Source organism: Pseudomonas sp. TE3895 (assembly GCF_056278855.1).
The window spans coordinates 1,484,287-1,509,039 of sequence record NZ_JBWBQE010000001.1 but is presented as its reverse complement, the minus strand read 5'-3'; the positions used below and the strand labels follow the sequence as shown (position 1 = coordinate 1,509,039).

General features: G+C 60.7%; 22 protein-coding genes and 1 riboswitch. Of the genes, 20 read left to right on the top strand and 2 right to left on the bottom strand.

The features are described from left to right. Positions 1-161 precede the first annotated feature (161 nt). From eat to ACZ889_RS06710, 13 genes are all read left to right on the top strand, one after another. Positions 162-1,610 carry an ethanolamine permease gene (eat, locus tag ACZ889_RS06770; protein WP_108078535.1) on the top strand — a complete coding sequence of 483 codons (1,449 nt, stop codon included), beginning with the start codon at positions 162-164 and terminating at the stop codon, positions 1,608-1,610. 46 nt (positions 1,611-1,656) lie between these two features. Continuing rightward, positions 1,657-3,051 carry an ethanolamine ammonia-lyase subunit EutB gene (locus tag ACZ889_RS06765; RefSeq protein WP_003255356.1) on the top strand — a complete coding sequence of 465 codons (1,395 nt, stop codon included), beginning with the start codon at positions 1,657-1,659 and terminating at the stop codon, positions 3,049-3,051. 8 nt (positions 3,052-3,059) lie between these two features. Then, positions 3,060-3,878, top strand: a complete 819-nt coding sequence (eutC, locus tag ACZ889_RS06760) for an ethanolamine ammonia-lyase subunit EutC (RefSeq protein WP_003255358.1) — start codon at positions 3,060-3,062, stop codon at positions 3,876-3,878. A 107-nt stretch (positions 3,879-3,985) separates the two neighbouring features. Then, positions 3,986-4,444, top strand: coding sequence for a GNAT family N-acetyltransferase (locus ACZ889_RS06755; RefSeq protein ID WP_003255360.1), 459 nt, complete (start codon positions 3,986-3,988; stop codon positions 4,442-4,444). A gap of 217 nt (positions 4,445-4,661) precedes the next feature. Further along, positions 4,662-5,309, top strand: a complete 648-nt coding sequence (locus ACZ889_RS06750) for a DedA family protein (protein WP_003255361.1) — start codon at positions 4,662-4,664, stop codon at positions 5,307-5,309. A gap of 20 nt (positions 5,310-5,329) precedes the next feature. Beyond that, positions 5,330-6,145 (top strand): M90 family metallopeptidase, encoded by an 816-nt coding sequence (locus tag ACZ889_RS06745; RefSeq protein WP_161774216.1) that lies wholly within the window; start codon positions 5,330-5,332, stop codon positions 6,143-6,145. Positions 6,146-6,237: 92 nt separating this feature from the next. Then, the gene (gene ppa, locus ACZ889_RS06740) at positions 6,238-6,765 is read left to right on the top strand and encodes an inorganic diphosphatase (RefSeq protein ID WP_003255365.1); all 528 of its coding nucleotides are present in this window, start codon (positions 6,238-6,240) and stop codon (positions 6,763-6,765) included. A 186-nt stretch (positions 6,766-6,951) separates the two neighbouring features. Next, complete coding sequence (locus ACZ889_RS06735) at positions 6,952-7,653, top strand: LexA family transcriptional regulator (RefSeq protein WP_180688913.1); 702 nt, start codon at positions 6,952-6,954, stop codon at positions 7,651-7,653. 957 nt (positions 7,654-8,610) lie between these two features. Beyond that, complete coding sequence (locus ACZ889_RS06730; RefSeq protein WP_476257259.1) at positions 8,611-10,548, top strand: copper resistance system multicopper oxidase; 1,938 nt, start codon at positions 8,611-8,613, stop codon at positions 10,546-10,548. After that, positions 10,545-10,880: a hypothetical protein gene (locus ACZ889_RS06725; protein WP_128573901.1), complete on the top strand. Its 336-nt coding sequence runs from the start codon at positions 10,545-10,547 to the stop codon at positions 10,878-10,880. The genes ACZ889_RS06730 and ACZ889_RS06725 overlap by 4 nt, the downstream gene beginning before the upstream one ends. Then, complete coding sequence (locus tag ACZ889_RS06720; protein ID WP_180688916.1) at positions 10,870-11,805, top strand: copper resistance protein B; 936 nt, start codon at positions 10,870-10,872, stop codon at positions 11,803-11,805. Before ACZ889_RS06725 ends, ACZ889_RS06720 begins: the two co-directional genes overlap by 11 nt. Before the next feature lie 9 nt (positions 11,806-11,814). Next, positions 11,815-12,588, top strand: a complete 774-nt coding sequence (locus tag ACZ889_RS06715; protein WP_476257258.1) for a c-type cytochrome — start codon at positions 11,815-11,817, stop codon at positions 12,586-12,588. 495 nt (positions 12,589-13,083) lie between these two features. Then, the gene (locus ACZ889_RS06710) at positions 13,084-13,548 is read left to right on the top strand and encodes a hemerythrin domain-containing protein (protein ID WP_003255371.1); all 465 of its coding nucleotides are present in this window, start codon (positions 13,084-13,086) and stop codon (positions 13,546-13,548) included. 176 nt (positions 13,549-13,724) lie between these two features. Here the strand turns inward: ACZ889_RS06710 and ACZ889_RS06705 are convergent, their stop codons facing one another. Then, complete coding sequence (locus tag ACZ889_RS06705; protein WP_047605332.1) at positions 13,725-15,902, bottom strand: TonB-dependent siderophore receptor; 2,178 nt, start codon at positions 15,900-15,902, stop codon at positions 13,725-13,727. A gap of 181 nt (positions 15,903-16,083) precedes the next feature. Between ACZ889_RS06705 and ACZ889_RS06700 the strand changes: the two genes are divergently transcribed. The 3 genes from ACZ889_RS06700 (at position 16,084) to ACZ889_RS06690 (ending at position 19,098) form a co-directional block, all read left to right on the top strand. Beyond that, a complete protein-coding gene (locus tag ACZ889_RS06700; RefSeq protein ID WP_012051067.1) occupies positions 16,084-16,776 on the top strand; it encodes a response regulator transcription factor in 693 nt (230 codons plus the stop codon). Beyond that, a complete protein-coding gene (locus ACZ889_RS06695) occupies positions 16,776-18,104 on the top strand; it encodes a HAMP domain-containing sensor histidine kinase (RefSeq protein WP_054889214.1) in 1,329 nt (442 codons plus the stop codon). The genes ACZ889_RS06700 and ACZ889_RS06695 overlap by 1 nt, the downstream gene beginning before the upstream one ends. A 100-nt stretch (positions 18,105-18,204) precedes the next feature. Next, the gene (locus tag ACZ889_RS06690; protein ID WP_047605330.1) at positions 18,205-19,098 is read left to right on the top strand and encodes an alpha/beta hydrolase; all 894 of its coding nucleotides are present in this window, start codon (positions 18,205-18,207) and stop codon (positions 19,096-19,098) included. A gap of 21 nt (positions 19,099-19,119) precedes the next feature. Here the strand turns inward: ACZ889_RS06690 and ACZ889_RS06685 are convergent, their stop codons facing one another. Continuing rightward, positions 19,120-20,100: a zeta toxin family protein gene (locus ACZ889_RS06685; protein WP_476257257.1), complete on the bottom strand. Its 981-nt coding sequence runs from the start codon at positions 20,098-20,100 to the stop codon at positions 19,120-19,122. 149 nt (positions 20,101-20,249) lie between these two features. After that, positions 20,250-20,391, top strand: a riboswitch (FMN riboswitch). Positions 20,392-20,471: 80 nt separating this feature from the next. On the opposite strand from ACZ889_RS06685, the gene ribB reads away from it, so the two are divergent. The 4 genes from ribB (at position 20,472) to dxs (ending at position 24,486) form a co-directional block, all read left to right on the top strand. After that, on the top strand, positions 20,472-21,122 hold the full coding sequence (gene ribB, locus ACZ889_RS06680; RefSeq protein WP_476257256.1) for a 3,4-dihydroxy-2-butanone-4-phosphate synthase: 651 nt from the start codon (positions 20,472-20,474) through the stop codon (positions 21,120-21,122). 165 nt (positions 21,123-21,287) lie between these two features. Continuing rightward, positions 21,288-21,530, top strand: a complete 243-nt coding sequence (locus ACZ889_RS06675; RefSeq protein WP_003255380.1) for an exodeoxyribonuclease VII small subunit — start codon at positions 21,288-21,290, stop codon at positions 21,528-21,530. Further along, entirely contained in the window at positions 21,527-22,414 is an 888-nt protein-coding gene (gene ispA / locus ACZ889_RS06670) for a (2E,6E)-farnesyl diphosphate synthase (protein WP_003255382.1), read from the top strand. Before ACZ889_RS06675 ends, ispA begins: the two co-directional genes overlap by 4 nt. Before the next feature lie 176 nt (positions 22,415-22,590). Beyond that, complete coding sequence (dxs, locus tag ACZ889_RS06665) at positions 22,591-24,486, top strand: 1-deoxy-D-xylulose-5-phosphate synthase (RefSeq protein ID WP_010951809.1); 1,896 nt, start codon at positions 22,591-22,593, stop codon at positions 24,484-24,486. The last annotated feature ends 267 nt before the right edge of the window (positions 24,487-24,753 follow it).

Sequence of the window (24,753 nt, the reverse complement as noted above, 5' to 3'; positions counted from 1 at the left end):
CAATGCCTGTAGGAGCGGGTTCACCCGCGAAGCGGCCAGGCCGGCATACCTTAAACCCAGGGCGGTAACCGTGCACCAACCGCTCTGGCTCGCTTCCTGCAGCACCCATCACCATCGGCCCGGAACCCTTCCGGCCACCAAGAAAAAAAACAGGTGAATCTATGCCAAGCGAACATTCCGCCGGATCGCCGGTAGGCTCTTCCGTCGACTTCGAGAAAGTCGGCTCTGACTATTTCCAGCAACGTGAACTGAAAAAAGGCGCCGCCGGCTGGGTACTGCTGGTCGGCCTGGGCGTGGCGTACGTCATTTCCGGCGATTACGCCGGCTGGAACTTCGGCCTGGCGCAGGGCGGCTGGGGCGGCATGTTCCTGGCCACCTTGCTGATGGCAACCATGTACCTGTGCATGTGCTTCTCGCTGGCCGAACTGTCGTCGATGATCCCCACCGCTGGCGGCGGCTATGGCTTTGCCCGCAGTGCCTTCGGCCCCTGGGGCGGCTTTTTGACCGGCACGGCGATCCTGATCGAATACGCCATCGCCCCTGCCGCCATCGCGGTGTTCATCGGCGCCTACTGCCAATCGCTGTTCGGTATCGGCGGCTGGATGATCTACCTGGCGTTCTACATCGTGTTCATCAGCATCCACATTTTCGGCGTGGGTGAGGCACTGAAGCTGATGTTCATCATCACCGCCATCGCCGCCATTGCCCTGGCCGTATTCCTGATAGGCATGGTGCCCCATTTTGATGCAGCCAACCTGTTCGACATCGCCAAAACGGACGCCGTCGGCGCCAGCAGCTTCCTGCCGTTTGGCTATGTCGGCGTGTGGGCAGCCATCCCCTACGCCATCTGGTTCTTCCTTGCCGTCGAGGGCGTGCCGCTGGCCGCAGAAGAAACCAAGAACCCCAAGCGTGACCTGCCACGCGGCCTGATCGGCGCCATGCTGGTACTGCTGGCCTTCGCCTTGCTGATCCTGGTGGTCGGCCCAGGCGGCGCAGGCTCCGAGGCGCTGAAGGCCTCCGGTAACCCGCTGGTCGAAGCCCTGTCGAAGGCCTACGGCGGCTCCACCTGGATGGGCGGGTTCGTCAACCTGGTCGGTCTGGCCGGGCTGATCGCCAGCTTCTTCTCGATCATCTATGCCTATTCCCGGCAGATCTTCGCCCTGTCCCGCGCCGGTTACCTGCCGCGCAAACTGTCGGAAACCAACAAGAGCAAGGCCCCGGTACTGGCCTTGGTCATCCCCGGCATCATCGGGTTTGCCCTGTCGCTGACGGGCCAGGGTGACTTGCTGATCCTGGTGGCAGTGTTTGGCGCTACCCTGTCTTACGTGCTGATGATGGCTGCGCACATCACCCTGCGCATCCGCCGGCCAAAGATGGAACGCCCCTACCGCACCCCGGGTGGCATCTTCACATCCGGCCTGGCGCTGGTGCTGGCGTGCATCGCCGTGGTCGCCGGATTCCTGGTTGACCCGCGGGTAGTCATTGGCGCTGCAGTGATCTATGCGGTATTAATTGCCTACTTTGCTTTCTACAGCCGCCACCACCTGGTTGCGGGCACACCGGAAGAGGAATTCGCCGCGATCCAGAAGGCCGAAGAGGCCCTGCACTGATCGCCGCCACCCGCCGCGGGGCAACCCGCGGCTCTGGAGATTCTGTATGGCAAGTTTCGTACACACGGTCGGCCACTTGGTCTACCGCTTCGACAGCCTCAAGGACGTGATGGCCAAGGCCAGCCCGGCACGCTCCGGGGACTGCCTGGCAGGTGTCGCGGCCAGCAACGACGGTGAGCGCGTCGCCGCGCAGATGGCGTTGGCCAATATTCCGCTGACGCACTTTCTCAATGAAGCACTGATCCCTTACGAAGCAGATGAAGTGACCCGCCTGATCATCGACACCCACGATGCCCAGGCCTTCGCCCCGGTCAGCCACCTGACCGTGGGTGGCCTGCGCGACTGGCTGCTGAGCGAGGAAGCCAACGAAGACAGCCTGCGCGCCCTGGCGCCCGGGTTGACCCCGGAAATGGCCGCTGCCGTTTCGAAGATCATGCGCGTGCAGGACCTGGTGCTGGTGGCGCAGAAAATCCGCGTGGTCACCCGGTTCCGCGGCACCATGGGCCTGCGCGGGCGCCTGTCGACCCGGCTGCAACCCAACCACCCGACAGACGAACCGGCCGGTATTGCCGCCAGCATTCTCGACGGCTTGCTGTACGGCAACGGCGACGCCATGATCGGCATCAACCCGGCCACCGACAGCATCGCTTCAATCTGCGCCCTGCTGGAAATGCTCGACGCCATCATCCAGCGCTACGACATCCCCACCCAGTCCTGCGTGCTGACCCACGTCACCACCTCGATTGAAGCAATCAACCGCGGCGTGCCACTGGACCTGGTGTTCCAGTCCATCGCCGGCACAGAGGCGGCCAACGCCGGCTTCGGCATCAACCTGAACGTGTTGCAGGAAGGCTACGAAGCGGGTCTGTCGCTGAAACGCGGCACCCTCGGGCAGAACCTGATGTATTTCGAAACCGGCCAGGGCAGCGCGCTCTCGGCCAACGCCCACCACGGCGTCGACCAGCAGACCTGCGAAACCCGCGCCTATGCCGTGGCCCGTCACTTCAAGCCGTTCCTGGTCAACACCGTGGTCGGTTTCATTGGCCCGGAATACCTCTATAACGGCAAGCAGATCATCCGCGCCGGCCTCGAAGACCATTTCTGCGGCAAGCTGCTGGGCGTGCCGATGGGTTGCGATATCTGCTACACCAACCATGCCGAAGCCGATCAGGACGACATGGACACCTTGCTGACGCTGCTGGGTGTGGCCGGCATCAACTTCATCATGGGCATCCCCGGCTCCGACGACATCATGCTCAACTACCAGACCACCTCGTTCCACGACGCGTTGTACGCGCGCCAGACCCTGGGCCTGAAGCCCGGCCCGGAATTCGAGGCATGGCTGGCCCGCACCGGCATCTTCACCCAGGCCGATGGCCGGGTGCGCTTCGGTGACAACCTGCCGCCGGCTTTCCGCCAGGCCTTGGCACAGCTTGCATAGGGACGACCATGGACCATCGCACGCCTACCCCCGACAACCCTTGGCTGGCCCTGCGCAACCTGACCCCGGCGCGCATCGCCCTGGGCCGCACCGGCACCAGCCTGCCGACCGGGGCGCAGCTGGACTTCCAGTTCGCGCATGCCCAGGCACGAGATGCCGTGCACCTGGCTTTCGACCACGCCGGCCTGGCCAGCCAGCTGAGTGACCGCGGGCGCGAAAGCCTGGTGTTGCACAGCGCTGCCAGCGACCGCCACCAGTACCTGCAGCGCCCGGACCTTGGACGGCGGCTGAACGAAGACTCGATTACGACGCTTCGCCAGCACGCCCAGGCCAACCCCGGCGGCGTCGATCTGGCCATCGTGGTGGCTGACGGCCTCTCGGCACTGGCCGTGCATCGCCACACGCTACCGTTCCTGACCCGCTTCGACGAACAGGCTGCCGCCGACGGCTGGACCAGCGCCCCGGTGGTGCTGGTGCAGCAGGGCCGCGTGGCAGTGGCCGACGAGGTCGGCGAGCTGCTGGGCGCCCGGATGACGGTGATGCTGATCGGCGAGCGCCCGGGGCTGAGCTCGCCCGACAGCCTTGGCCTGTATTTCACTTACGCACCCAAGGTCGGCCTGACCGATGCCTACCGCAACTGCATTTCCAATATCCGCCTGGAGGGGCTGAGCTATGGCATGGCGGCGCACCGCCTGTTGTACTTGATGCGCGAAGCCTGCCGGCGCCAGCTTTCCGGGGTGAATCTGAAGGACGAAGCCGAGGTCCATAGCCTGGAGAATGAAGACAGCGCCAGCCAGAAAGGTAACTTCCTGCTCGGCAAAGAGTAAAAAACCTGTCACGGAAGGCGGATTGCACTTGTGCCGTGCATTGGGCAGCATGCCCTTGAACGCTGCTGGCATTCCGCTGTTTCCCAAATGGACTCTGAGGGCCGCACATGCGCATCATCAAAGCAACCCTGGAACACCTCGACCTGCTCACCCCGTTGTTCGTCAAATACCGTGAGTTCTACGGGCAACTGCCCTACCCCGACAGCTCGCGCAGTTTTTTGGAAAAGCGCCTGAAGCGGGACGAATCGGTGATTTACCTGGCACTTCCGGATGATGACGACGGCAAACTGCTGGGCTTTTGCCAGCTGTACCCGAGCTACTCGTCGCTGTCGTTGAAGCGGGTATGGATTCTCAACGATATCTATGTAGCCGAGGACTCCCGGCGCATGCTGGTCGCCGACCACCTGATTCGCGAAGCGAAGAAAATGGCCAAGGAGACCAATGCCGTGCGCATGCGCGTGTCAACCAGCGCGAACAATGAAGTGGCGCACAAGACTTACGAATCCATCGGGTTTCGTGAGGATACCGAGTTCAAGAGCTACATCCTGCCAATCAGCCAGGATTGACTGGCACCGCCCGCTTCCACAAGCAAGGTAGTGATCCTTGTGGGAGCGGGCGTGCCCGCGAAGCGGTTGGCAAAGGAATACCCCTCTACCGTAACCCCCCGCTACAAACTCTCCGGGCATGTTCCTGACTTAGCCGTATAATGGCTCACCTGTCATGTGTGAAAATTTACCCTCCCCCCGGTAACCAAGCCTACGCCCAAGAACACAGGTGCTGTACATGGATTTCAACCCGCTGGACCTTATCCTGCATCTCGATGCCTACCTCGATCTGCTGGTCACCAATTACGGTCCCTGGATCTACGCCATCCTGTTCACCGTGATCTTCTGCGAAACCGGCCTGGTAGTGATGCCATTCCTGCCGGGCGACTCGTTGCTGTTCATCGCCGGCGCCGTTGCGGCGGGTGGCGGCATGGACCCGGTGCTGCTGGCCGGCCTGCTGATGGCCGCTGCAATCCTGGGCGACAGCACCAATTACGTGATAGGCCGAACAGCCGGTGAGCGTTTGTTCAACAACCCCAACTCCAAGATCTTCCGCCGCGACTACCTGCAGCGTACCCACGATTTCTATGAACGCCATGGCGGCAAGACCGTGACCATGGCGCGCTTCCTGCCCATCTTGCGCACCTTCGCACCGTTCGTCGCGGGCATCGCTCACATGCACTATCCACGCTTCCTCGGCTTCAGCGTTGCCGGTTCGCTGCTTTGGGTCGGCGGCCTGGTCACCTTGGGCTACTTTTTCGGCAACGTGCCGTTCATCAAGCAGCACCTGTCGCTGATGGTGGTGGGCATCATCATCCTGTCGCTGGTGCCGATGATTCTCGGCTTGCTGCGTGGGCGCCTGGGCCGTACGGCCAAGGCTCACTGAACAGGTAAAGAACAAACGGCATGTGGTCATTCAGCGCCTGGCGGCGCAAGCGTACTCTGGCGCGTTACCCGATCACGCCACAGCAATGGCAGGCCGTACGCGAGCGGCTGCCGATGCTGGACGGCATCAGCGACGCTGAAGACCGCTGGCTGCGCGAAGCCTGCATCCTGTTCCTGCTCGACAAGCACCTCACCTGCCTGCCCGGTGTCGAGCTGGACGACGAACAGCGCCTGTTGCTGGCTGCCCAGGCACAGTTACCCCTGCTTCACCTGGGTGAGCTGAACTGGTACCAAGGCTTCCACGAAATCATCCTGTACCCCGACGACTTCAAGAGCCCCCAGCGCCACCGCGATGCCAGTGGCGTGGAGCATGTGTGGGACGGCGAACACAGCGGCGAGGCCTGGCAGCAGGGGCCGATCATCCTGGCCTGGAACGGCGTGCAGGCCAGTGGTGGCTGGGAGGCTTACAACCTGGTCATCCATGAGCTGGCGCACAAGCTCGACATGCTCAACGGCGATGCCAACGGCCTGCCACCGCTGCACAGCGGCATGCCCGTTGATGAGTGGGCAAGCGCCATGCAGCAGGCGTACGACGACCTCAACCAGCAACTGGACGCCAACCCCGACGCCGAAACTGCCATCGACCCCTATGCTGCGGAAAACCCGGCAGAGTTCTTTGCCGTTACCAGCGAGTACTTCTTTAGTGCCCCTGACCTGCTTCATCAGGCTTATCCACAGGTCTACCGCCAGTTGTCGCTGTTCTACCGCCAGGACCCGCTGGCGCGCCTGTGCCAGCTGCAGGCGGAACACCCCGAGTACCGCGAAAGCCACGCCTGACGGGCCCGCACATCAGGCCAAGCGTGGCATGCCCCGGCAGAATGTGCCTATAATCGCCGCCACTTTTTGGTCAAACACGGGGGCACTGCCCAATGAGCTACAGCAAGATTCCGGCGGGCAAAGACCTGCCGAACGACATCTACGTCGCCATCGAGATCCCGGCCAACCACGCGCCGATCAAATACGAAATCGACAAGGACAGCGACACGCTGTTCGTCGACCGTTTCATGGCTACCCCAATGTTCTACCCAGCCAACTATGGCTTCATCCCGAACACCCTGGCTGACGACGGTGACCCGCTGGACGTGCTGGTGGTTACCCCTTACCCAGTGGCCCCAGGCTCGGTTATCCGCGCCCGTCCGGTTGGCGTGCTGAACATGACCGACGACGGTGGCGGCGACGCCAAGGTCATCGCTGTTCCTCACGACAAGCTGTCGCAGCTGTACGTTGACGTCAAGGAATACACCGACCTGCCAGCCCTGCTGATCCAGCAGATCGAGCACTTCTTTGCCAACTACAAAGATCTCGAGAAGGGCAAGTGGGTCAAGATCGAAGGCTGGGAAGGCGCCGACGCCGCCCGTGCCGCGATCACCAAATCGGTCGCTGCCTACAAGGGCTGATTCCGATTGCAGGAGAAACCCCGCTTAGGCGGGGTTTTTTTATGCAGGAATGGGCAGTACGCACATTACTGGTAATAAATCCTACGCCGTCCTACACCAGAGCCTTACAAACAACCACTTTTCATACAAACCCCGTCAACATCCGGTTCATATCCTGTCTGGCAATTCGCCGCTACACTCGCCGCCATGAACACTTCCGGCGACCGCCTCAGGGCCCTGCTCCAAGAATGTGGCCTAACCCCTTCCGATTTCGCCGCCCAGCGCAGCGTCACAGCACAGCACGTCAACAACTGGTTCAAACGCGGTGTACCTTTGGCCCGGCTGGACGAACTGGCCGATCTGTTCTGTGTGCACCGACGTTGGCTGCGCACCGGTGAAGGCCCCAAACACCCCAATCCACTCCTGCGCAACGGCCTTCCACGGCCAGTGCCCGCCAACCCGCTTACCCCGCTGTCGGGCCATCGTGGCCGGTTATTGAAGGTGCCCTACTACGAAGTGAGCAACGGCTTGCTGTCGCCAGTGAGCAGCAAGCACCTGCGCTTGCCGGCAAAAGCCCTGAAGGGTTTGGGTGTGCAAGCCGGCAACGCAATCTGCCTGGCAATGCCGGCCAGCAACATGCTCCCGCTGATTCCCCTGGAAGCTACCCTGGCCATTGATCTGGGCATGACCCGGGTGGTCGAGGGCGAAACCTATGCCCTGCTGCAAAACGGCATGCTCAGGGTAAACAACCTCAGTCTTGGCCCGCACGACACCCTGTACCTGCACAGCCATGACCGGCGCAACTACACGGTCGAACGCTACACCGCTGCCCAGCGTCAGGCGCAGGGCCTGGAAATTCTTGGCTGGGTGTTCCACTGGTCACATTTCCGCCAGCAGCGGCCCAGTTGAAGCGCCCTGGGCAATTTTTTGCTGGGCATCCTGCGCCCGCCCTTGTATGCTACGCCGCACATTAAGCCCCGACCGGCGCGAGCCGCGTTCCAGAGGGCTCGGCGATATCCCACACGGGCATCTGCCATCTCTTTCAGGCCCTTGATGGCCACACAGTTAAGGCGATTGCGACTTACCATAAATTAGTCGGAAGCGTCCCCGAGAAGCCGGCCACAAGCCGGCTTTTTAATTCCTAACCCTCTGAAGTAAAAGAGAATTTGTGCTAGGCCAAGGTCAGCCCATGCTCTGTCAAAGCACATCCCCCGCATCTATCTGTGCCAAGTCGGCATGAGAATGAAGGCAAGCTATTTCTCACTTGGCCTGAAAATCTCGGGATAGCATCGTCGAAGCCATTGACGGCTCAATAGCTTGATCACCCCAGAACTGTCGAGCAGCGTGATACACGACGGAATCGCGTCAGCATTTCATCGTAGTTTGTGAGTGATTGCGTATTGAGGCGCAAGCGAAGTGCTGTTCCTTGGTACGAGGTTACTCGGTCTTCTTTACCCGTTGCGCCAAGGAGAAGCCCTGCCCATTACTCGCAATGAAGAAATTGCCCCCTGCTCTTGGCCCTTTCAGTTTGCAGCAAGTAACGCAACCCACGGGAAGCTGACAGAAAAGTAATGTCGGGCTCAGTTATCTGACAGCATCAGGTAGCTAGATTGTCCTTGAGCATAGCGCCATCAGGCCTGTCCGCTTGATTAGGAAGGCAAGCAAACCGGCACACGAGTTGCTGAGACGCGCTTCCAAAAATGTAATTACCCCAGCATCAAAACGATGGCAGCGTCGAGCTTCTTTCCCCCGTAAAGCTTGTGCTCTTTTGAACGTCGTCGAGGCTGATGGGAGCGCTATTGAAACCGTAGGTTGCTACATCCAGCAGCCTGGACACCAGCAATCCATATGAGTGGGCGCAACGGCATGCAAAGTAAAACCACCAGACGCTCCTTCGTCAAAGGCCTGGCTGCTACCGGAATACTCGGCGGGTTGGGCATGTGGCGCATGCCAGTGTGGGCGTTGACCAGTCCTGGCCAGCCGAATGTGCTGACGGGCACCGACTTTGATCTCTACATCGGTGAACTGCCGGTGAATATCACAGGTGCAAAACGGACAGCCATGGCAATCAATGGTTCTGTACCTGGCCCAACGCTTCGGTGGCGTGAAGGCGATATCGTTACGCTTCGTGTGCGCAACCGCTTGAAACAGGACACCTCGATCCACTGGCACGGCATCATCCTGCCGGCGAACATGGACGGTGTCCCAGGCCTGAGCTTCCATGGCATCGCACCAGATGGCATGTATGAGTACAAGTTCAAACTCCATCAAAACGGCACCTACTGGTACCACAGCCACTCTGGCTTCCAGGAGCAAGTCGGGGTGTATGGCGCACTGGTCATCGACGCGAAAGAACCCGAGCCTTTCGCCTATGACCGGGATTACGTGGTTATGCTAAGCGACTGGACGGATGAGGACCCTGCCCACGTTCTATCCAAGCTTAAGAAGCAGTCTGACTACTACAACTTCCACAAGCGGACCGTGGGTGACTTCGTCAACGACGTAAGCGAAATGGGCTGGTCTGCTGCGATGGCCGATCGCAAGATGTGGGCCGAGATGAAGATGAGCCCCACTGATCTCGCGGATGTGAGCGGGTATACCTACACCTACCTCATGAACGGCCAGGCTCCGGATGGAAATTGGACGGGTGTTTTCAAGCCTGGCGAGAAAATCCGGCTTCGGTTCATCAACGGCTCCGCCATGACTTATTTCGATGTACGCATTCCTGGCCTGAAAATGACAGTGGTTGCAGCAGATGGGCAGTATGTCCATCCGGTCTCGGTCGACGAGTTCCGTATCGCAGTAGCCGAAACCTACGATGTCATTGTTGAGCCAGAAGACGAACAGGCATACACCATCTTCGCTCAATCCATGGACCGTACGGGCTTTTCCAGGGGCACCCTGGCCATCCGTGAAGGCTTGCAAGCTGCTGTTCCAACCGTTGACCCACGCCCCCTCATTTCCATGAATGATATGGGCATGGACCACAGCAGCATGGCCGGCATGGATCACAGCAAAATGGCTGGCATGGACCACAGCAGCATGGCCGGCATGGATCACAGCAAGATGGCTGGCATGGACCACGGCAGCATGGCCGGCATGGATCACAGCAAGATGGCTGGCATGGACCACAGCAGCATGGCCGGCATGGATCACAGCAAAATGGCTGGCATGGATCACAGCAAAATGGCTGGCACGGACCACGGCAGCATGGCCGGCATGGATCACAGCAAGATGGCTGGCATGGACCACGGCAGCATGGCCGGCATGAGTAAGGAAATGCAGAGTCATCCAGACTCAGAGCTCAACAACCCATTGGTCGACATGCAGACGATGACCCCGACGGCAAAATTGGATGACCCGGGCATCGGGCTACGTAACAACGGCCGCCGCGTCCTGACCTATGCAGACCTGCGGAGCACCTTCATCGACCCAGATGGACGAGAGCCTAGCCGGAAAATCGAGCTGCACCTGACGGGTCACATGGAGAAATTCGCCTGGTCCTTCGACGGCATCAAGTTTTCCGATGCCGCCCCCCTGCGCCTCAAGTACGGAGAGCGCCTTCGTATCACCTTGATTAACGACACCATGATGACTCACCCCATCCACCTTCATGGCATGTGGAGCGACCTGGAGGATGAGAACGGCAACTTCATGGTTCGAAAACACACCATCGACATGCCACCAGGCTCAAAACGAAGCTATCGCGTAACTGCGGATGCTTTGGGGCGTTGGGCCTATCACTGTCACCTCATGTTCCATATGGAAACGGGCATGTTCCGAGAAGTCCGTGTGGACGAATGAACGGGAGATCCGAGATGAGCAAACCAATGAAACGAAGCACGTTTTTCCTCTCCGCTGCGATGGCTGGCCTGTTTGCTATTTATGCCCCGTTGTCGTGGTCCAGCGATGACCATGAGCAGCACGCCCAGAAAACTGCCGATGCTACGAAAGGCAAAGGTTCCCAGGGCATGGATCATGGATCCATGATGGGTATGGACCATGACTCGATGAAGGGCATGGATCATGAATCCATGATGGGTATGGACCATGACTCGATGAAGGGCATGGACCACAAAAAAATGATGGAATCACATGGCAGCGACAAAGCTAAGGCAGGGAAAGATGGCCAATAGCCTGGCGCGACCATCGCTGCTGGCCTTGACCCTTTCAGCCGGCATGCTAGGCGCTGTGCCCAGCTTTGCCGCTGACGAAATGGACCATTCGGCAATGGGGCACGGGTCCATGAAAATGGGCAGGGCCCCGTCGCATGACTCGATGCCAGGCATGGACCATGGGGCGATGGATCACTCTACGATGAACCATGGCTCTGGCGAGCCTGCGACCAGCAGCCGTACCCCGATTCCCGAACTAACGGACGCGGACCGCCAAGCGGCCTTCCCCCCACTGGGCGGGCATCAGATGCACGACAGCGCGATCAACAGCTTCTTCTTGCTGGATCAACTGGAGTATCAGGACGCAGACGACGGCAGTGCGCTGTCGTGGGACGCTTCTGGCTGGATAGGCGGCGATATCAACCGGCTCTGGCTCCGCTCCGAAGGTGAACGCACTAACGGCGTCACTGAAGATGCCGAGTTGCAAGTCCTCTATGGCCGTTCTATAAGCCCCTGGTGGGATGTGGTTGCCGGGGTGCGCCAGGACTTCAAACCCGAATCCCCCCAGACCTGGGCGGCGTTCGGTATTCAGGGTATGGCACTTTACGACTTCGAAGCCGAAGCCACTGCATTCATCGGTGAAAACGGTCAGACCGCCGCTCGCCTGGAAGGCGACTACGACATTCTCCTGACTAATCGCCTCGTCCTGCAGCCAACAGTTGAAGCCAATTTCTATGGCAAGAACGATTCCGCGCGCGACGTAGGTTCCGGCCTCGCGAATACCGAAGTCGGACTGCGGCTACGGTATGAAATCGTCCGTCAGTTCGCACCCTACATAGGCGTCACCTGGAGCCGCTCCTACGGCAAGACCGCAGACTTCATCCGCGATGAGGGTGGGGATGTGGATGAAGCGCGTTTCGTTGCCGGTATCCGCATGTGGTTTTGAGAGCCTTACATGAAAAGAACAATTACAACGCTCGTAGTAGCGGGTGCCGCCGCCAGTGCAGGGGTATTGGGTGCAGCTTACCTTGGCCTGGTCAACGTCGGCGCTGACGATCCGCATTTCCCTGCAGTGCATGCATTTCTGGTCATGGCTCGGGATCGCTCCATTGAGGTACGCGCAAGAAACATCGAGGTACCGAACCTCAAGGATGAAAACCTGATTCGTGTCGGCGCCGGCAACTACAACGCCATGTGCATCGGTTGCCATCTTGCCCCTGGCGTCGAGAAAACAGAGCTCAGCCAGGCGCTTTATCCGTCTCCTCCCAACCTTGGCAAGCTTGGGGTCGGTGGTAAACCCGCCGTAGCATTCTGGACCATCAAGCACGGCATCAAAGCCTCTGGCATGCCTGCCTGGGGCAAGAGCATGGGCGATGAGTACATCTGGGGACTCGTTGCATTTCTGGATCAACTACCCCAGATGAACGCCCAACAGTACAACGCGATGGTAGCGATCAGTGGCGGTCACCAGCATGGTGGAGGTGAAAGTGAAATGCACAGCCATGAAGGCCAACACGGCGACAACGTGCCCAATCACCCTGCAGAGGCAGTCTCGGGGAAAGATCATCATGACAGGGGACATGCAGAGGCACACCATCCCGAATCACCATCACCAGAGCCCGCACCTGAACACCACGGCCATGACGAAACCGGCAGTGATCACCACTCAAAGCCGGCTCAGAAGAAGCCTATTCACCGTGATGGTGCGGAGCATACCCATGAAGGCTGATTACGATCCTCCCATGAATCAGCCGTCATAAGTCGCAGAAAAAGCCGGTCAAAAACGACCCAAAAGTGGCGGGTTTCAACGCTTTAAAAAGGTTAAAAACCAATACTAATCATATGAATAGTTTTTAAAAACCAACCATAAGCCGGCTTCTTAATTTAACAAGCCTTTAAAAACAGCAGTCACAATCCGCGGGTATCCACCCCCGACCTACGTGCATAGCACGCAGCCCCTTGCACCTCCTGTTGTGCTCAGCCCCCCGCTGTTCAAGGACAGCACGCAAGCGATCCTGGTGTGCCTGCGTCTTCTTGCAATGCATAGAGACATCAAATTGATATTTCGAAATCTTCCAAGGGGGCGGCTTTTTTGAAGGTGAGCGTTTCGCACTAGACTATAATTAAAAGATTAGATGTAGGCCGACACGTGCAGCTATCCTTGGAGATTGCTTAATAATAATATTTAATCTGTAACGGCTTGGTGTAGTGATGAGGACTTAGCATGAACGCCATGTTGAAAGAGCTGCACGCCTATCATCATGAGGTGGCTACCAAAATTACTCAGATCAAAGAGTTACTGGAGAGGATAAGGCACGGATCCGCGGGTGCCGATGACTGCAAGCTGTTGTTTAAGCAGCTGGAAGCCTTGCATGGTGATGCAGAGCGACACCACCATGAAAATGAAGAGCTTATTCGGCTGGCCTTGCTGGCAACCGACGCACCGATTCACCAACGGGTCATGGCTATCGAGCAAGATCATAAAGCCTTCAAGCGAATTGCCGGACAGCTCAAGATGTTGGAGCAGTCAACGCAAGAAGCGAGAGTAATCGCCGACACGATCGAAGACTTCATCAAGAAATATTATGACCATATGGATGCCGAGGAGAATATTTTCTTTCCGGTGGCAGACAAGTGGTTGTCAGACACCCAATGGCAGGAAATAAAGCATCAATGGCACCCCGCGTAGATTTAATTTTCTTGAATTAAAAGCACGCTACTTATTAACACGCGGCCTCACAACTTTATGGCCCTGATACCCGAGGATGCAGATACGCTCCCACGTTTCTCATCATTCAGCCTGAAGGCCGCGCCCTTTGCCGGCGCGGCCTTGTTTTACGGCGCACCTAGCAGCCACAGACTTCGTCAGAAGTCATACCGCGCCCCAACCATCATGCTGCGCGATGGCCCGTAGAAGTTGAACGTCGAGGTAGACCCCACCCGCGACAGGTAGTCCCGGTCGAACAGGTTGTTGACGTTGAGGGTGGCCGTCAGCTTCGAAGTCACCGGGTAAGACAGCATCGCATCCACCGTGGCATAGCCGGGTGCATCGATACGCACGCCGCCACTCTCGGAATGGAAGTTGCTCATCGCCGATATACCGCCACCCACGGCCAAGCCAGTCAGCGGCCCTTGGCTGATGGTGTACTTGCTCCAAAGCGAAGCCTGGTTGCGCGGCATGATGAAGAACGTGGTTTCGGCGTCCCCCTTGACGGTTTCGGTCTCCATCCACGTGTAGCCAGCCAGCAGTTCCCAGTTTGGCGTCAGCTTGCCGCTCACTTCCACTTCCGCGCCCTTCACGCGGGTCTTACCGGATGCAACGGAGTCGGTGGTGGCCACACCATCAGCATCGTACACGGTGGTAGCGCGGTTCTTGTCGGTCAGGCGGAATACCGAGAAGCGCGTATTCAAGTCGCCGCCAAAGTAGCTGCTCTTGAGGCCGAACTCGTACTGCTCGCCTTCACGCGGTTTCAGCACCCGACCATTGCTGTCGGTGTCGGACTGCGGCTTGAACACCTGCGAATAGCTGGCGTACAGCGCGTGGTTGTCGGTCAGGTCATAGACCAGGCCACCATAAGGGGTGAAGTGGCCGTCGACGCGCTTGCTGTCATTGGTGGTGGCGCCGCTGCTAAGGGTGGTGGTGTAGAAGTCACCGCGATACCAGCTGAAGCGGCCACCGGCAATCAGCGCCAGGCGTTCCACCGGGCGGAAGGTCACTTTGGAGTACAGGCCGTACTCCTCTTCCTGCATGCCGGTCTCGGTGCTGTAGTTGGGCGACGGCTTGGCGAACTGCTTCGGCGAGTAAGTATTCACGTTGATCGCGCCGAGATTGGTGGTGCCGTTGAGGTACTCGGTGTCGTAGTTCTTGTAGTCACTCCCGACCACAAACTCGCTTACCTGCCCGAAGGTCTCGAACGGCTGGCTGTAGCTGGCGTCCAGCGAATAAGTGTCTTGCGTGAAATCACGGGCGCTGGCGCGCTCGGAGTTGGCGCCTGTGGTGGCATTGGTTGCAGTGAAGGCGTACAGATAGTTGGTGTCGCGGTGCGAGCCACGAGCCGCGACACGGCCGTAACCGCCATTGTCGAAGCGGTGTGTCAGCTCGGCGACCAAGTCGGTGGTCTTGCCGTCGAAGTAGTTCCAGTCGGCGCCCAGGAAACGCGAATGGCTGAAGTCGGGCACCTCGCCGGACAACGTGGCCGGGTAGCCGTTGTGCGGGGTGATGTTCTTCACTTCATGCATCAGGCCGAACGACAGAGTGGTGGCGTCGTCCAGGTCGATGTCCAGCGCACCGTAGTAGGTGTTGCTGGTGTTGGCGTTGTAGTCCACTTCACCATTGGTGTCGTCACGGGATGCGATGAAGCGCCCGCGCACGCGACCGGCCTCGTCCAGCGGCCCGCTCAGGTCGATTTCCTCATGATTGGTGTCCCAGGTGCCGTAGCTGCCTTCGATATGCCCCTGAAACTCGGCGGTCGGGCGCTTGCGCACCATGTTGACGATGCCACCCAGCTCGCTGGTACTGCTGAACAGCCCGGCCGGCCCGCGCATGATTTCGACGCGATCGAACGCCGCCAACGACGGGACAGTACCGAAGATGCTGGCCATGGGCGCCGGCAGGCCGTCGATATTGAACTCGCTGTACTCGTAGCCACGGGCGTAGATCGACGAGCGGCCGCTGTCATTGGTCAGGGTGCGCAGGCCAGCGGTGTACTTGGCCAGGTCATCCAGGTGCACGAACTGGCGATCCTTGACGTAGTCCTGGGTGTAGACGGTGATCGACTGCGGGATGTCCTTGAGCGCTGCCGGCGTCTTGGTGCCCACGGTAGCGGCGTCGACGCTGTAACCGCCGGTTTCTTCCGAAGGCAGCATGTCGTACAGGCGGTTGCCTTCGATGGTCAATGCAGGCAGATCAAGCGAGTTGTCTTCGGCCGCCACCTGGGCCGCTACCGTTTCGGCCACTGCCGATAAAGAAAACGGCGCCAGCAACCCCAGCGCCAGCCATCCCCGAACCCGCTGTAAGCTGCCCACACTTTTGAAACCGGTCATGACACACCCTTCGCCCAAATGATATTGAATCGCAAACGAAACAAGTTGCTTTTTGCGAACGATACCGGAGCGAAAACCAGGGTGCAGCAGGATTAACCTTCTTAACACATCAAGCCGTTGCCCTTTCCCTGCAGCCAGTGGGATGATTCGCAACTGATAAAAGTTCTCATCAAGGCTCGCCGTGCCCACCTCACTTCTCCTTGCCGAAGACGACCCACGCCTGCTTCAGGACCTGGACCGTCATTTCCGCAACCGCGGTTTCCAGGTGCACGCCTGCGCCAGCGGCACCCAGGCCCTGAATGCCATACAGCAATCGCAGTTTGAACTGGTGCTGCTGGACATCATGCTGCCAGGCATCGACGGCCTCAGCCTGCTCGACGCCCTGCGCCGCCAGCAGGCCGTGCCGGTCATGCTGATGTCGGCACTAGGGGCCGAGCAGGATCGCATCAGCGGCTTCACCCGTGGTGCAGACGACTACCTGCCCAAGCCCTTCAGCCTGGCAGAGCTGGACGCACGGGTAGATGCCTTGCTGCGTCGCGTGGCATTCGATCGTGGTACGGCGCTGCGTCCCGACGTGGGGGAGGTGATGCTGGACCACGACCGCCAGGACGTTATCCACAACGGCAACGCCGCTGGCCTTACCGCTTCCGAATTCCGCTTGCTGGTCACGCTGCTGGCCCACCCCGACGAAGCGTTGAGCAAGCCCTTCCTGTACCAGACCGTGCTGCACAGGGCCTATACCCGACTGGACCGAGGCCTGGATGTGCATGTGTGCAACCTGCGCCGCAAACTGGCCGACATCAACGCCCAGCACCTGCAGATCCAGGCCGTGCGTGGCCAAGGGTACATCCTGGTCGACACGGAGCAGACCTGATGCGTCGCCACCCGTTGCTGTGGAAACTGGCCTTGCTGCAAGTCAGCTTCTGCCTGTTGCTGATCTGGCTCATCTGGACCTGGGGCCTTTCGGTGGAACGCAGTACCTATTTTCTGTCCCAGGCCGACCAGGACTACCTGGCGCGTTATGCTCAACAGGCCGAACAGGCGTGGGAGCAGGACGGCGCAGCCGGCACCGAAGCCTGGCGCAAGCAGGTGGCACTGGCCGAGGACACCTGGGTGGCCGTGATAGGTCCACACCTTCAGAGCCTTGGCACCACCCCGCTGAGCGCCGAGGAAGCCAGCCACCTGACATTCATGCGCAAGCTCGACTGGCCGATGAGCCGGCGCCTGCAGGATGAATTGCCATACGTCAGCATCGAATTTCCGCAACACCCCGAGCATGGCCGCCTGGTGCTGCAACTGCCCGAACGGCTGCTACCCACAGGCCTGACACCCTGGACCCATGTGGTGACTCATGGCGTTGCCCCCGCGCTGCTGGCCCTGCTGCTGGGCCTTGCGCTATACCGGCACCTTGTCGTGCCGCTGAACCGCCTGCGCGACCGCGCCGACGCCCTGCGGGCCGATGACCTTGACAGCCCCGCCCTGCCCCTGCAGCAACGCCGTGATGAGCTGGGCGAACTGGCTCAGGCCTTCGAGCACATGGCCGGGCGCCTGCGCCAGAGCCTTGAGCAACAGCGCCTGCTGTTGCGCACGCTGTCTCACGAACTGCGCACGCCGCTGGCGCGGCTGCGCATCGCCCATGACAGCGACTTGCCACCGCCGCAGTTGCGCGAGCGCCTGGACCGTGAGGTGGCCGACATGCAGAAGTTGCTGGAAAACACCCTCGACCTGGCGTGGATGGACACCGAACAACCCAGCCTGTCGACCGAGCCGGTATTGGTGCTTTCCGTGTGGGAAGCCCTGTGCGAGGACGTCTGTTTCGAAAGCGGCTGGGACCGTGCGCGCCTGCCGTGTTCACTTGGCACTGACTGCCTGCTGCAGGCCCATCTGGACAGTCTGGCCCAGGCCCTGGAAAACCTGTTGCGCAATGCCATTCGCCACTCGCCGACCGAAGGCCGGGTCAGCCTTGATGGCTGGCGCGAGGGCGCATGCTGGCACCTGCGCCTGAGCGACCAAGGGCCAGGCGTACCGGATACCGACCTTGAGCGCATTTTCAAGCCCTACCAGCGCCTGGCCGACAGTGGCGCAGGCTTCGGCCTGGGCCTGGCTATCGCCCGCCGCGCCATCGAACTGCAAGGCGGGCGGTTGTGGGCCAGCAATGGGCACCCGGGCCTGTGCCTGCACATGACCTTGCCTGCGGCCTGAGACTGTTTAGAAAGTTAATGCGCTTTACGCTCGATCGGGACTGGTTATCATCTGGGCGCTCAAGCCTTGCGCTCCTTGCAAAGCCCTGACGAGACGCCCGATGAGCAAGAAGACCCTGATGCTGGCCTTGGCACTTGCCCTGGCGGCCCCTCTTGTCCTGGCCCAGCCCGAGCATGACCAGAAGATGGACACGTCGGTGTTACAGCGCCAGGACCTGGCCTATCACTTCAGCCAGCTTGATCTGGACTCGGCCGATGGCCTGCGTCACTACCGCCTGTGGGTTGGCAAGCCGAATCGTCCAGCGCCAGCATCGGGGTACCCGGTGCTGTGGATGCTCGATGGGAATGCTGCACTGGGGACGCTGGATCAGCAGCAACTGGACAGGCTCGCCGCGGGCCAGGCGCCCCTGCTGGTGGCGGTGGGTTACCGGACCGAACTGCGCATCGACAGGGCCGGCCGCACGCTGGACTACACCCCGGCGCTGCCGGAGCAGGTGCAGCAGCGTGATCCGCTGACCGGCCAGCCCAGCGGCGGGGTCGATGCGTTCCTGAAGCTTCTGACCGGGCGCATGCGCACGATGGTGTCGGCTGTGGCGCCGATCGATCCGCAACGACAGACGCTGTGGGGGCACTCCTATGGTGGCCTGGCTGTGCTTCACGCACTGTTTACCTGCCCCGGCGAATTCAGCCTTTACGCTGCTGCCAGCCCGTCACTGTGGTGGCGCGATGGTGTGATTGTCCGGGAGGCGCAAGGACTTTCCTCACGCCTGGGGGAGGCGCGCCCGCACCTGTTGCTGATGCGCGGCGGGCAGGAGCCCGCCAGCCCGCATGGTTCGCCGCACGAGAACGACGAGTTGCCTGCGCGCCAACTGGCGGCAGATCTGGCCGCGATCAAAGGCCTCGACGTGCGCTTTGAGCGCTTCGAGGGTCTGGGGCATGGGCCCATGCTGGGCGCCTCCCTGCGCAGGGTGATCGAAGGCATGTCTGGCCAGTGACCAGCCCTGTGCCTGCCCGGCTCAACGTTGCGCGTACTTGAGCACGTACAGGCACAGCTCGCGGTAGACATCGACAGGCAACTGCGACATCAGCCTCTGAGCCTGGCCGGGGGTTTTGCAATTGAGTTCGGCCATCGCCCGACGGTGTTCCGAACCCAGCAGGCCGGCATGCACCACCTGCGCATACTGAATATAGGAACAGGGGAAATCGGCCTGGGGACTGCGCTGGACCTTGAAGTTGATCTTCAGGTCTGCCCCGCGGAAGAATGCTCTGCCCTGGTAGGTCTGCTGGGGCACGAGGAGCCCTTTTTCAGGACAGGTGCTGTGACAGACCGGCAGGCTGTTCTTTTCCGTCTCCAGGCCACGTCGATAGATCACGATTTCGGAACCCGGTACCTCGATACAGGCGTTTTCGAAAGCATCGATGATGGACCTGCCATTGATTTGCGCCTCTTCGATCTGCGTCAGGCTGACCACACGCTCGATCTCATGATTGCCAACGCTGTTGACCACACGGTCCAGGGTCGACCAGTGGCTGAACTCTTTCTGACACGCTATCAGATGGACCTCGCTCTGATAGCCCTGCCGGGCAGCTTCAGGTGGAAAATCAGCGAAATGAGGGCTGTCGAGCGCGGTTTCCATGATGATGTTGTATTTGTTTTCCATCGCATACGTGCAAATCATGGCCCCCAGCCGCCAGATGAACGACTCGGTATGCTCATAGACATGCAGCACGCCTTTGTCTTCCATCGCCCGATAATGAGGGTGCAGTTCACGAAAATGGGTTTCGTAAAGGCGAACATAATTGTCGTAGCGCCCGCTCTTCAGCAGCGTGTTTTCCAGCAAGTACGTCTTACCCGAGCCTTGTGTACCGGCAATGATGAGCATTTTGGGCTTGAGCACGCCGTCGACGTAGTCGCGCTTCTTGTCGAACAAAGTGTCGACGACCTTTCTGAATGCGAGATGGAGATCGGTATCGGTAAAAGGATAGAGAGAGGACATGACGGTTCGTTTCCTAGGTTTGCCAATGTGACCGTCACGAAGGTAAGCGCTGCGGCAAGTGCAAAGGGGTAGATGGTTACTGCTGCAAGTCTCGTCGAAGGTAGTAGAACCGCGGGTTGCCACTGGGGTGGCCCTGTGCTGTATGCTTGGTCGGTCTTCAGGGCGGGGTGTAAGTCCCCACCGGCGGTAAATCGAAAGATGAGCCCGCGAGCGCCCCGACCATGTCGGGGGTCAGCAGATCTGGTGCAACTCCAGAGCCGACGGTCATAGTCCGGATGAAAGAAGGCGTCATGCAGGGGCCATCCGGGCGCCCTTGCGCGCGCATTTTGTTCGCCCCGAGACGTTCATCGATCATTCACGAGGAGCGTTTCATGTTCACCCAGCACCACACGCAATTTCCCACTGTTTCCGCCGCCATCGCCGCCTTCCAGGCCGGGCGCCCTGTACTGTTGCTCGACTATGACGACCGCGAGGACGAAGCGGACATCATTGCCGCCGCCGAGAACATTACGCTGCAGACCATGGCCATGATGATTCGCGATTGCAGCGGCATCGTCTGCCTGTGCCTGGACGAAGCCACCGTCGACGAACTGCAACTGGCGCCCATGGTGCAGAACAACCAGGCCCGCCACGGCACCGGTTTCACCGTCACCATCGAGGCAGCCGAAGGTATCACCACCGGGGTTAGCGCCCAAGACCGCATCACCACCATTGACGCAGCACTGCGTTCCAGCGCCGAACAGCGCCATATCGTCAGCCCGGGGCATGTTTTTCCGCTGCGCGCCCGCAATGGCGGTGTGCTGACCCGCCGTGGGCACACCGAAGGTTCGGTAGACCTGGCGCGCCTGGCCGGCCTGCGCCCGGCGGCGGTGCTGTGCGAGTTGATGAACCCCGATGGCAGCATGGCCCGTGGTGAGCAGGTAGCGGTATATGCACGGCAGTACAATTTGCCGGTGCTGACCATCGAGGAGCTGGCGCGGTACCGTGAGGCGATGCTGGAACGGGAAGCAGAGCCGGCCTGATCCACCGAACCGGGACGCTTTGCGGTCCTTGTGTGAGCGGCCCTTTCGCGACACAGGGCCGCTCCTCCATCGGTCTGCATCAGCCGATGCAGTTGCCGGAAGTTTGCTCCCCCCGCCCCGCTCTGCTAGTGTCGCGCCGTTCTGAATGCCACCGAGACAGTCGCCATGGCCCGCAAAAAAGCCTCCCTCGATTTCGAGCAATCCCTCGCAGACCTGCAAGCACTGGTCGAGCGCCTGGAGAACGGCGAGTTGTCGCTGGAAGAGTCGCTGGCCGCCTTTGAACAAGGCATCGCCCTGACCCGTGACTGCCAGGGCGCCCTGGCCCAGGCCGAACAGAAGGTGCAAATTCTGCTGGAGCGCGACGGTGAACTGGCTGCCCAGCCCTTCGACGCGGAGCCGGAAGCATGATTGGCACCTACCAGGCCAGTTGCCAGGCCCGAGTCGACGCAGCCCTCGAACCGCTGTTCATCGCCCCGAGCAAAGAGCTGGAACGCCTCTACGCCGCCATGCGCTACAGCGTGATGAACGGCGGCAAACGCGTGCGCCCGCTGTTGGCCTATGCGGCCTGCGAAGCCTTGGGCGCCCCGGCCGAACAAGCCAACGGCGCAGCCTGCGCGGTAGAGCTGATCCATGCTTACTCGCTGGTGCATGACGACCTCCCGGCCATGGACGACGACGACCTGCGTCGCGGCCAGCCGACCACCCACAAGGCGTTTGACGAAGCGTGCGCAATCCTCGCGGGCGACGGTTTGCAGAGCCTGGCTTTCAGTGCCCTGCTCGACCCATGCCTGAGCCCTCAGATCGACAGCATTCGCCTGGCCATGGTTCAGGTACTGGCCAAAGCTGCCGGCCCGGCCGGCATGGTTGGCGGCCAGGCGATCGATCTCGGTTCGGTGGGCCAGAAGCTGGACCAGCAGGCGCTGGAGTTCATGCACCGGCACAAGACCGGCGCGCTGATCGAAGCCAGCGTACGCCTCGGCGCCCTGGCCAGTGCCCGTGCCGAACAGGCGCAGCTGGATGCCCTGCAGACTTATGCACAGGCCATTGGCCTTGCATTCCAGGTGCAGGACGACATCCTCGACGTGGAAAGCGACACTGCTACCTTGGGCAAACGCCAAGGTGCAGACATAGCGCGTGACAAACCGACCTACCCGGCCCTGCTGGGCCTGGAAGCCGCCAAAGCCTATGCAATCGAACTGCGCGACCAGGCGCTGGCTGCACTGCAAGGGTTCGGCGAAACGGCCGAACCGCTGCGGGCCTTGGCGCGTTACATCGTCGAACGCCGTAACTAAACAGCTTCACCTATCCCTGTAGGAGCGGGTTACCCGCGAATGCGATCTTGAATTTGCCGACGCATTCACGGGTAAACCCGCCCCCACAGGGGACCGCGTAACCTGTGGTCGAATGGGCACTTTTCCCACAATGGGGTAAACTGCCGCGTCTTCACACACCTATAACGACTCGCCTGATGCCCACGACGTTTCAAGAGATCCCCCGCGAACGCCCGGTCACGCCGTTGCTCGACCGCGCTGACACGCCTGCCGGCCTGCGCCGGTTGGCCGAAGCCGACCTGGAGACGCTGGCCGACGAACTGCGCCAGGAACTGCTCTACACCGTCGGGCAGACCGGTGGGCACTTTGGTGCCGGTCTGGGCGTGATCGAGCTGACCATCGCCCTGCACTACGTGTTCGACACCCCGGACGACCGGCTGGTGTGGGACGTAGGGCACCAGGCCTACCCGCACAAGATCCTCACCGGGCGTCGTAACCGCATGCTCAGCCTGCGCCAGAAGGACGGCATCGCGGCCTTCCCGCGCCGCAGCGAAAGCGAGTACGACACCTTTGGCGTTGGCCACTCCAGCACCTCGATCAGCGCCGCGCTGGGCATGGCCATTGCTGCCCGTCTGCAGAACAGCGCACGCAAGTCGATCGCGGTGATCGGTGATGGCGCGCTGACCGCCGGCATGGCGTTCGAGGCGTTGAACCACGCCCAGGAAGTCAATGCCGACATGCTGGTGATCCTCAACGACAACGACATGTCGATTTCGCGCAACGTCGGCGGCCTGTCCAACTACCTGGCCAAGATCCTCTCCAGCCGCACCTACGCGAGCATGCGCGAAGGCAGCAAGAAAGTGCTGTCGCGACTGCCAGGCGCCTGGGAAATTGCCCGTCGCACCGAGGAATACGCCAAGGGCATGCTGGTGCCAGGCACACTGTTCGAAGAACTGGGCTGGAACTATATCGGCCCGATCGACGGCCACGACCTGCCCACCATGATCGCCACCCTGCGCAACATGCGTGACCTGAAGGGCCCGCAGTTCCTGCATGTGGTGACCAAGAAGGGCAAAGGCTTCGCCCCTGCCGAGATTGACCCGATCGGCTATCACGCCATTACCAAGCTGGAGCCGGCCGACAAGCCAGCTGCGCCGAAGAAAGCCAGCGGTCCGAAATACTCCGCAGTGTTCGGCCAGTGGCTGTGCGACATGGCCGCCGCCGACAACCGCCTGGTGGGCATTACCCCGGCAATGAAGGAAGGCTCGGACCTGGTCGACTTCAGCGAGCGCTACCCTGAGCGCTACTTCGACGTTGCGATCGCAGAGCAGCATGCCGTGACCCTGGCGGCCGGCATGGCCTGCGAGGGCAGCAAGCCGGTGGTGGCGATCTACTCCACCTTCCTGCAGCGCGCCTACGACCAGCTGATCCACGACGTGGCGGTGCAGAACCTCGACGTGCTGTTCGCCATCGACCGCGCCGGCCTGGTCGGCGAGGACGGCCCGACCCACGCCGGCAGCTACGACCTGTCGTACCTGCGCTGCATCCCGGGCATGCTGGTGATGACCCCCAGCGACGAGAACGAACTGCGCAAGATGCTCAGCACCGGCCACCTGTACAACGGTCCGGCCGCTGTACGGTACCCGCGTGGTACCGGCCCGAATGCGCCGATCAGCGGTGACCTGCAACCACTGGAGATCGGCAAGGGTGTGGTCCGCCGCCAAGGCGAGAAAGTGGCCTTGCTGGTGTTCGGCGTACAACTGGCCGAGGCCATGCAAGTGGCCGAACAGATCAACGCCACGGTGGTCGACATGCGCTTCGTCAAGCCGCTGGACGAGGCGCTGGTGCTGGAGCTAGCAGGCAGCCATGAACTGCTGGTAACCATTGAAGAAAACGCCATCATGGGTGGCGCGGGCGCTGCGGTGGGTGAGTTCCTTGCCAGCCAGGCAGTGCTCAAGCCGCTTCTGCACCTGGGGCTGCCGGATATCTATGTCGAGCATGCCAAGCCTGCGCAAATGCTGGCTGAGTGCGGGCTGGATGCGGCCGGGATCGAGGCTTCGGTGAAGGCCCGCATGGCCAGGCTCGGGCTCTAGGGCCCTTTCGCGGGTGAACCCGCTCCTACGACGGCCTGCGCCCGATCACCTATGTGTGCCCACTGTAGGAGCAGGTTTACCCGCGAATACGGTAGCGGCGACAACGGTGAACGACTGGTGAAAATTGGCCAGCAGGACCGGCCCTTTCGCAGGTGAACCCGCTCCTACGACGGACTGCACCCGATCACCGATGTGTGCCCACTGTAGGAGCGGGTTTACCCGCGAATACGGTAGCGGCGGCAACGGTGAACGACTGGTGAAAATTGG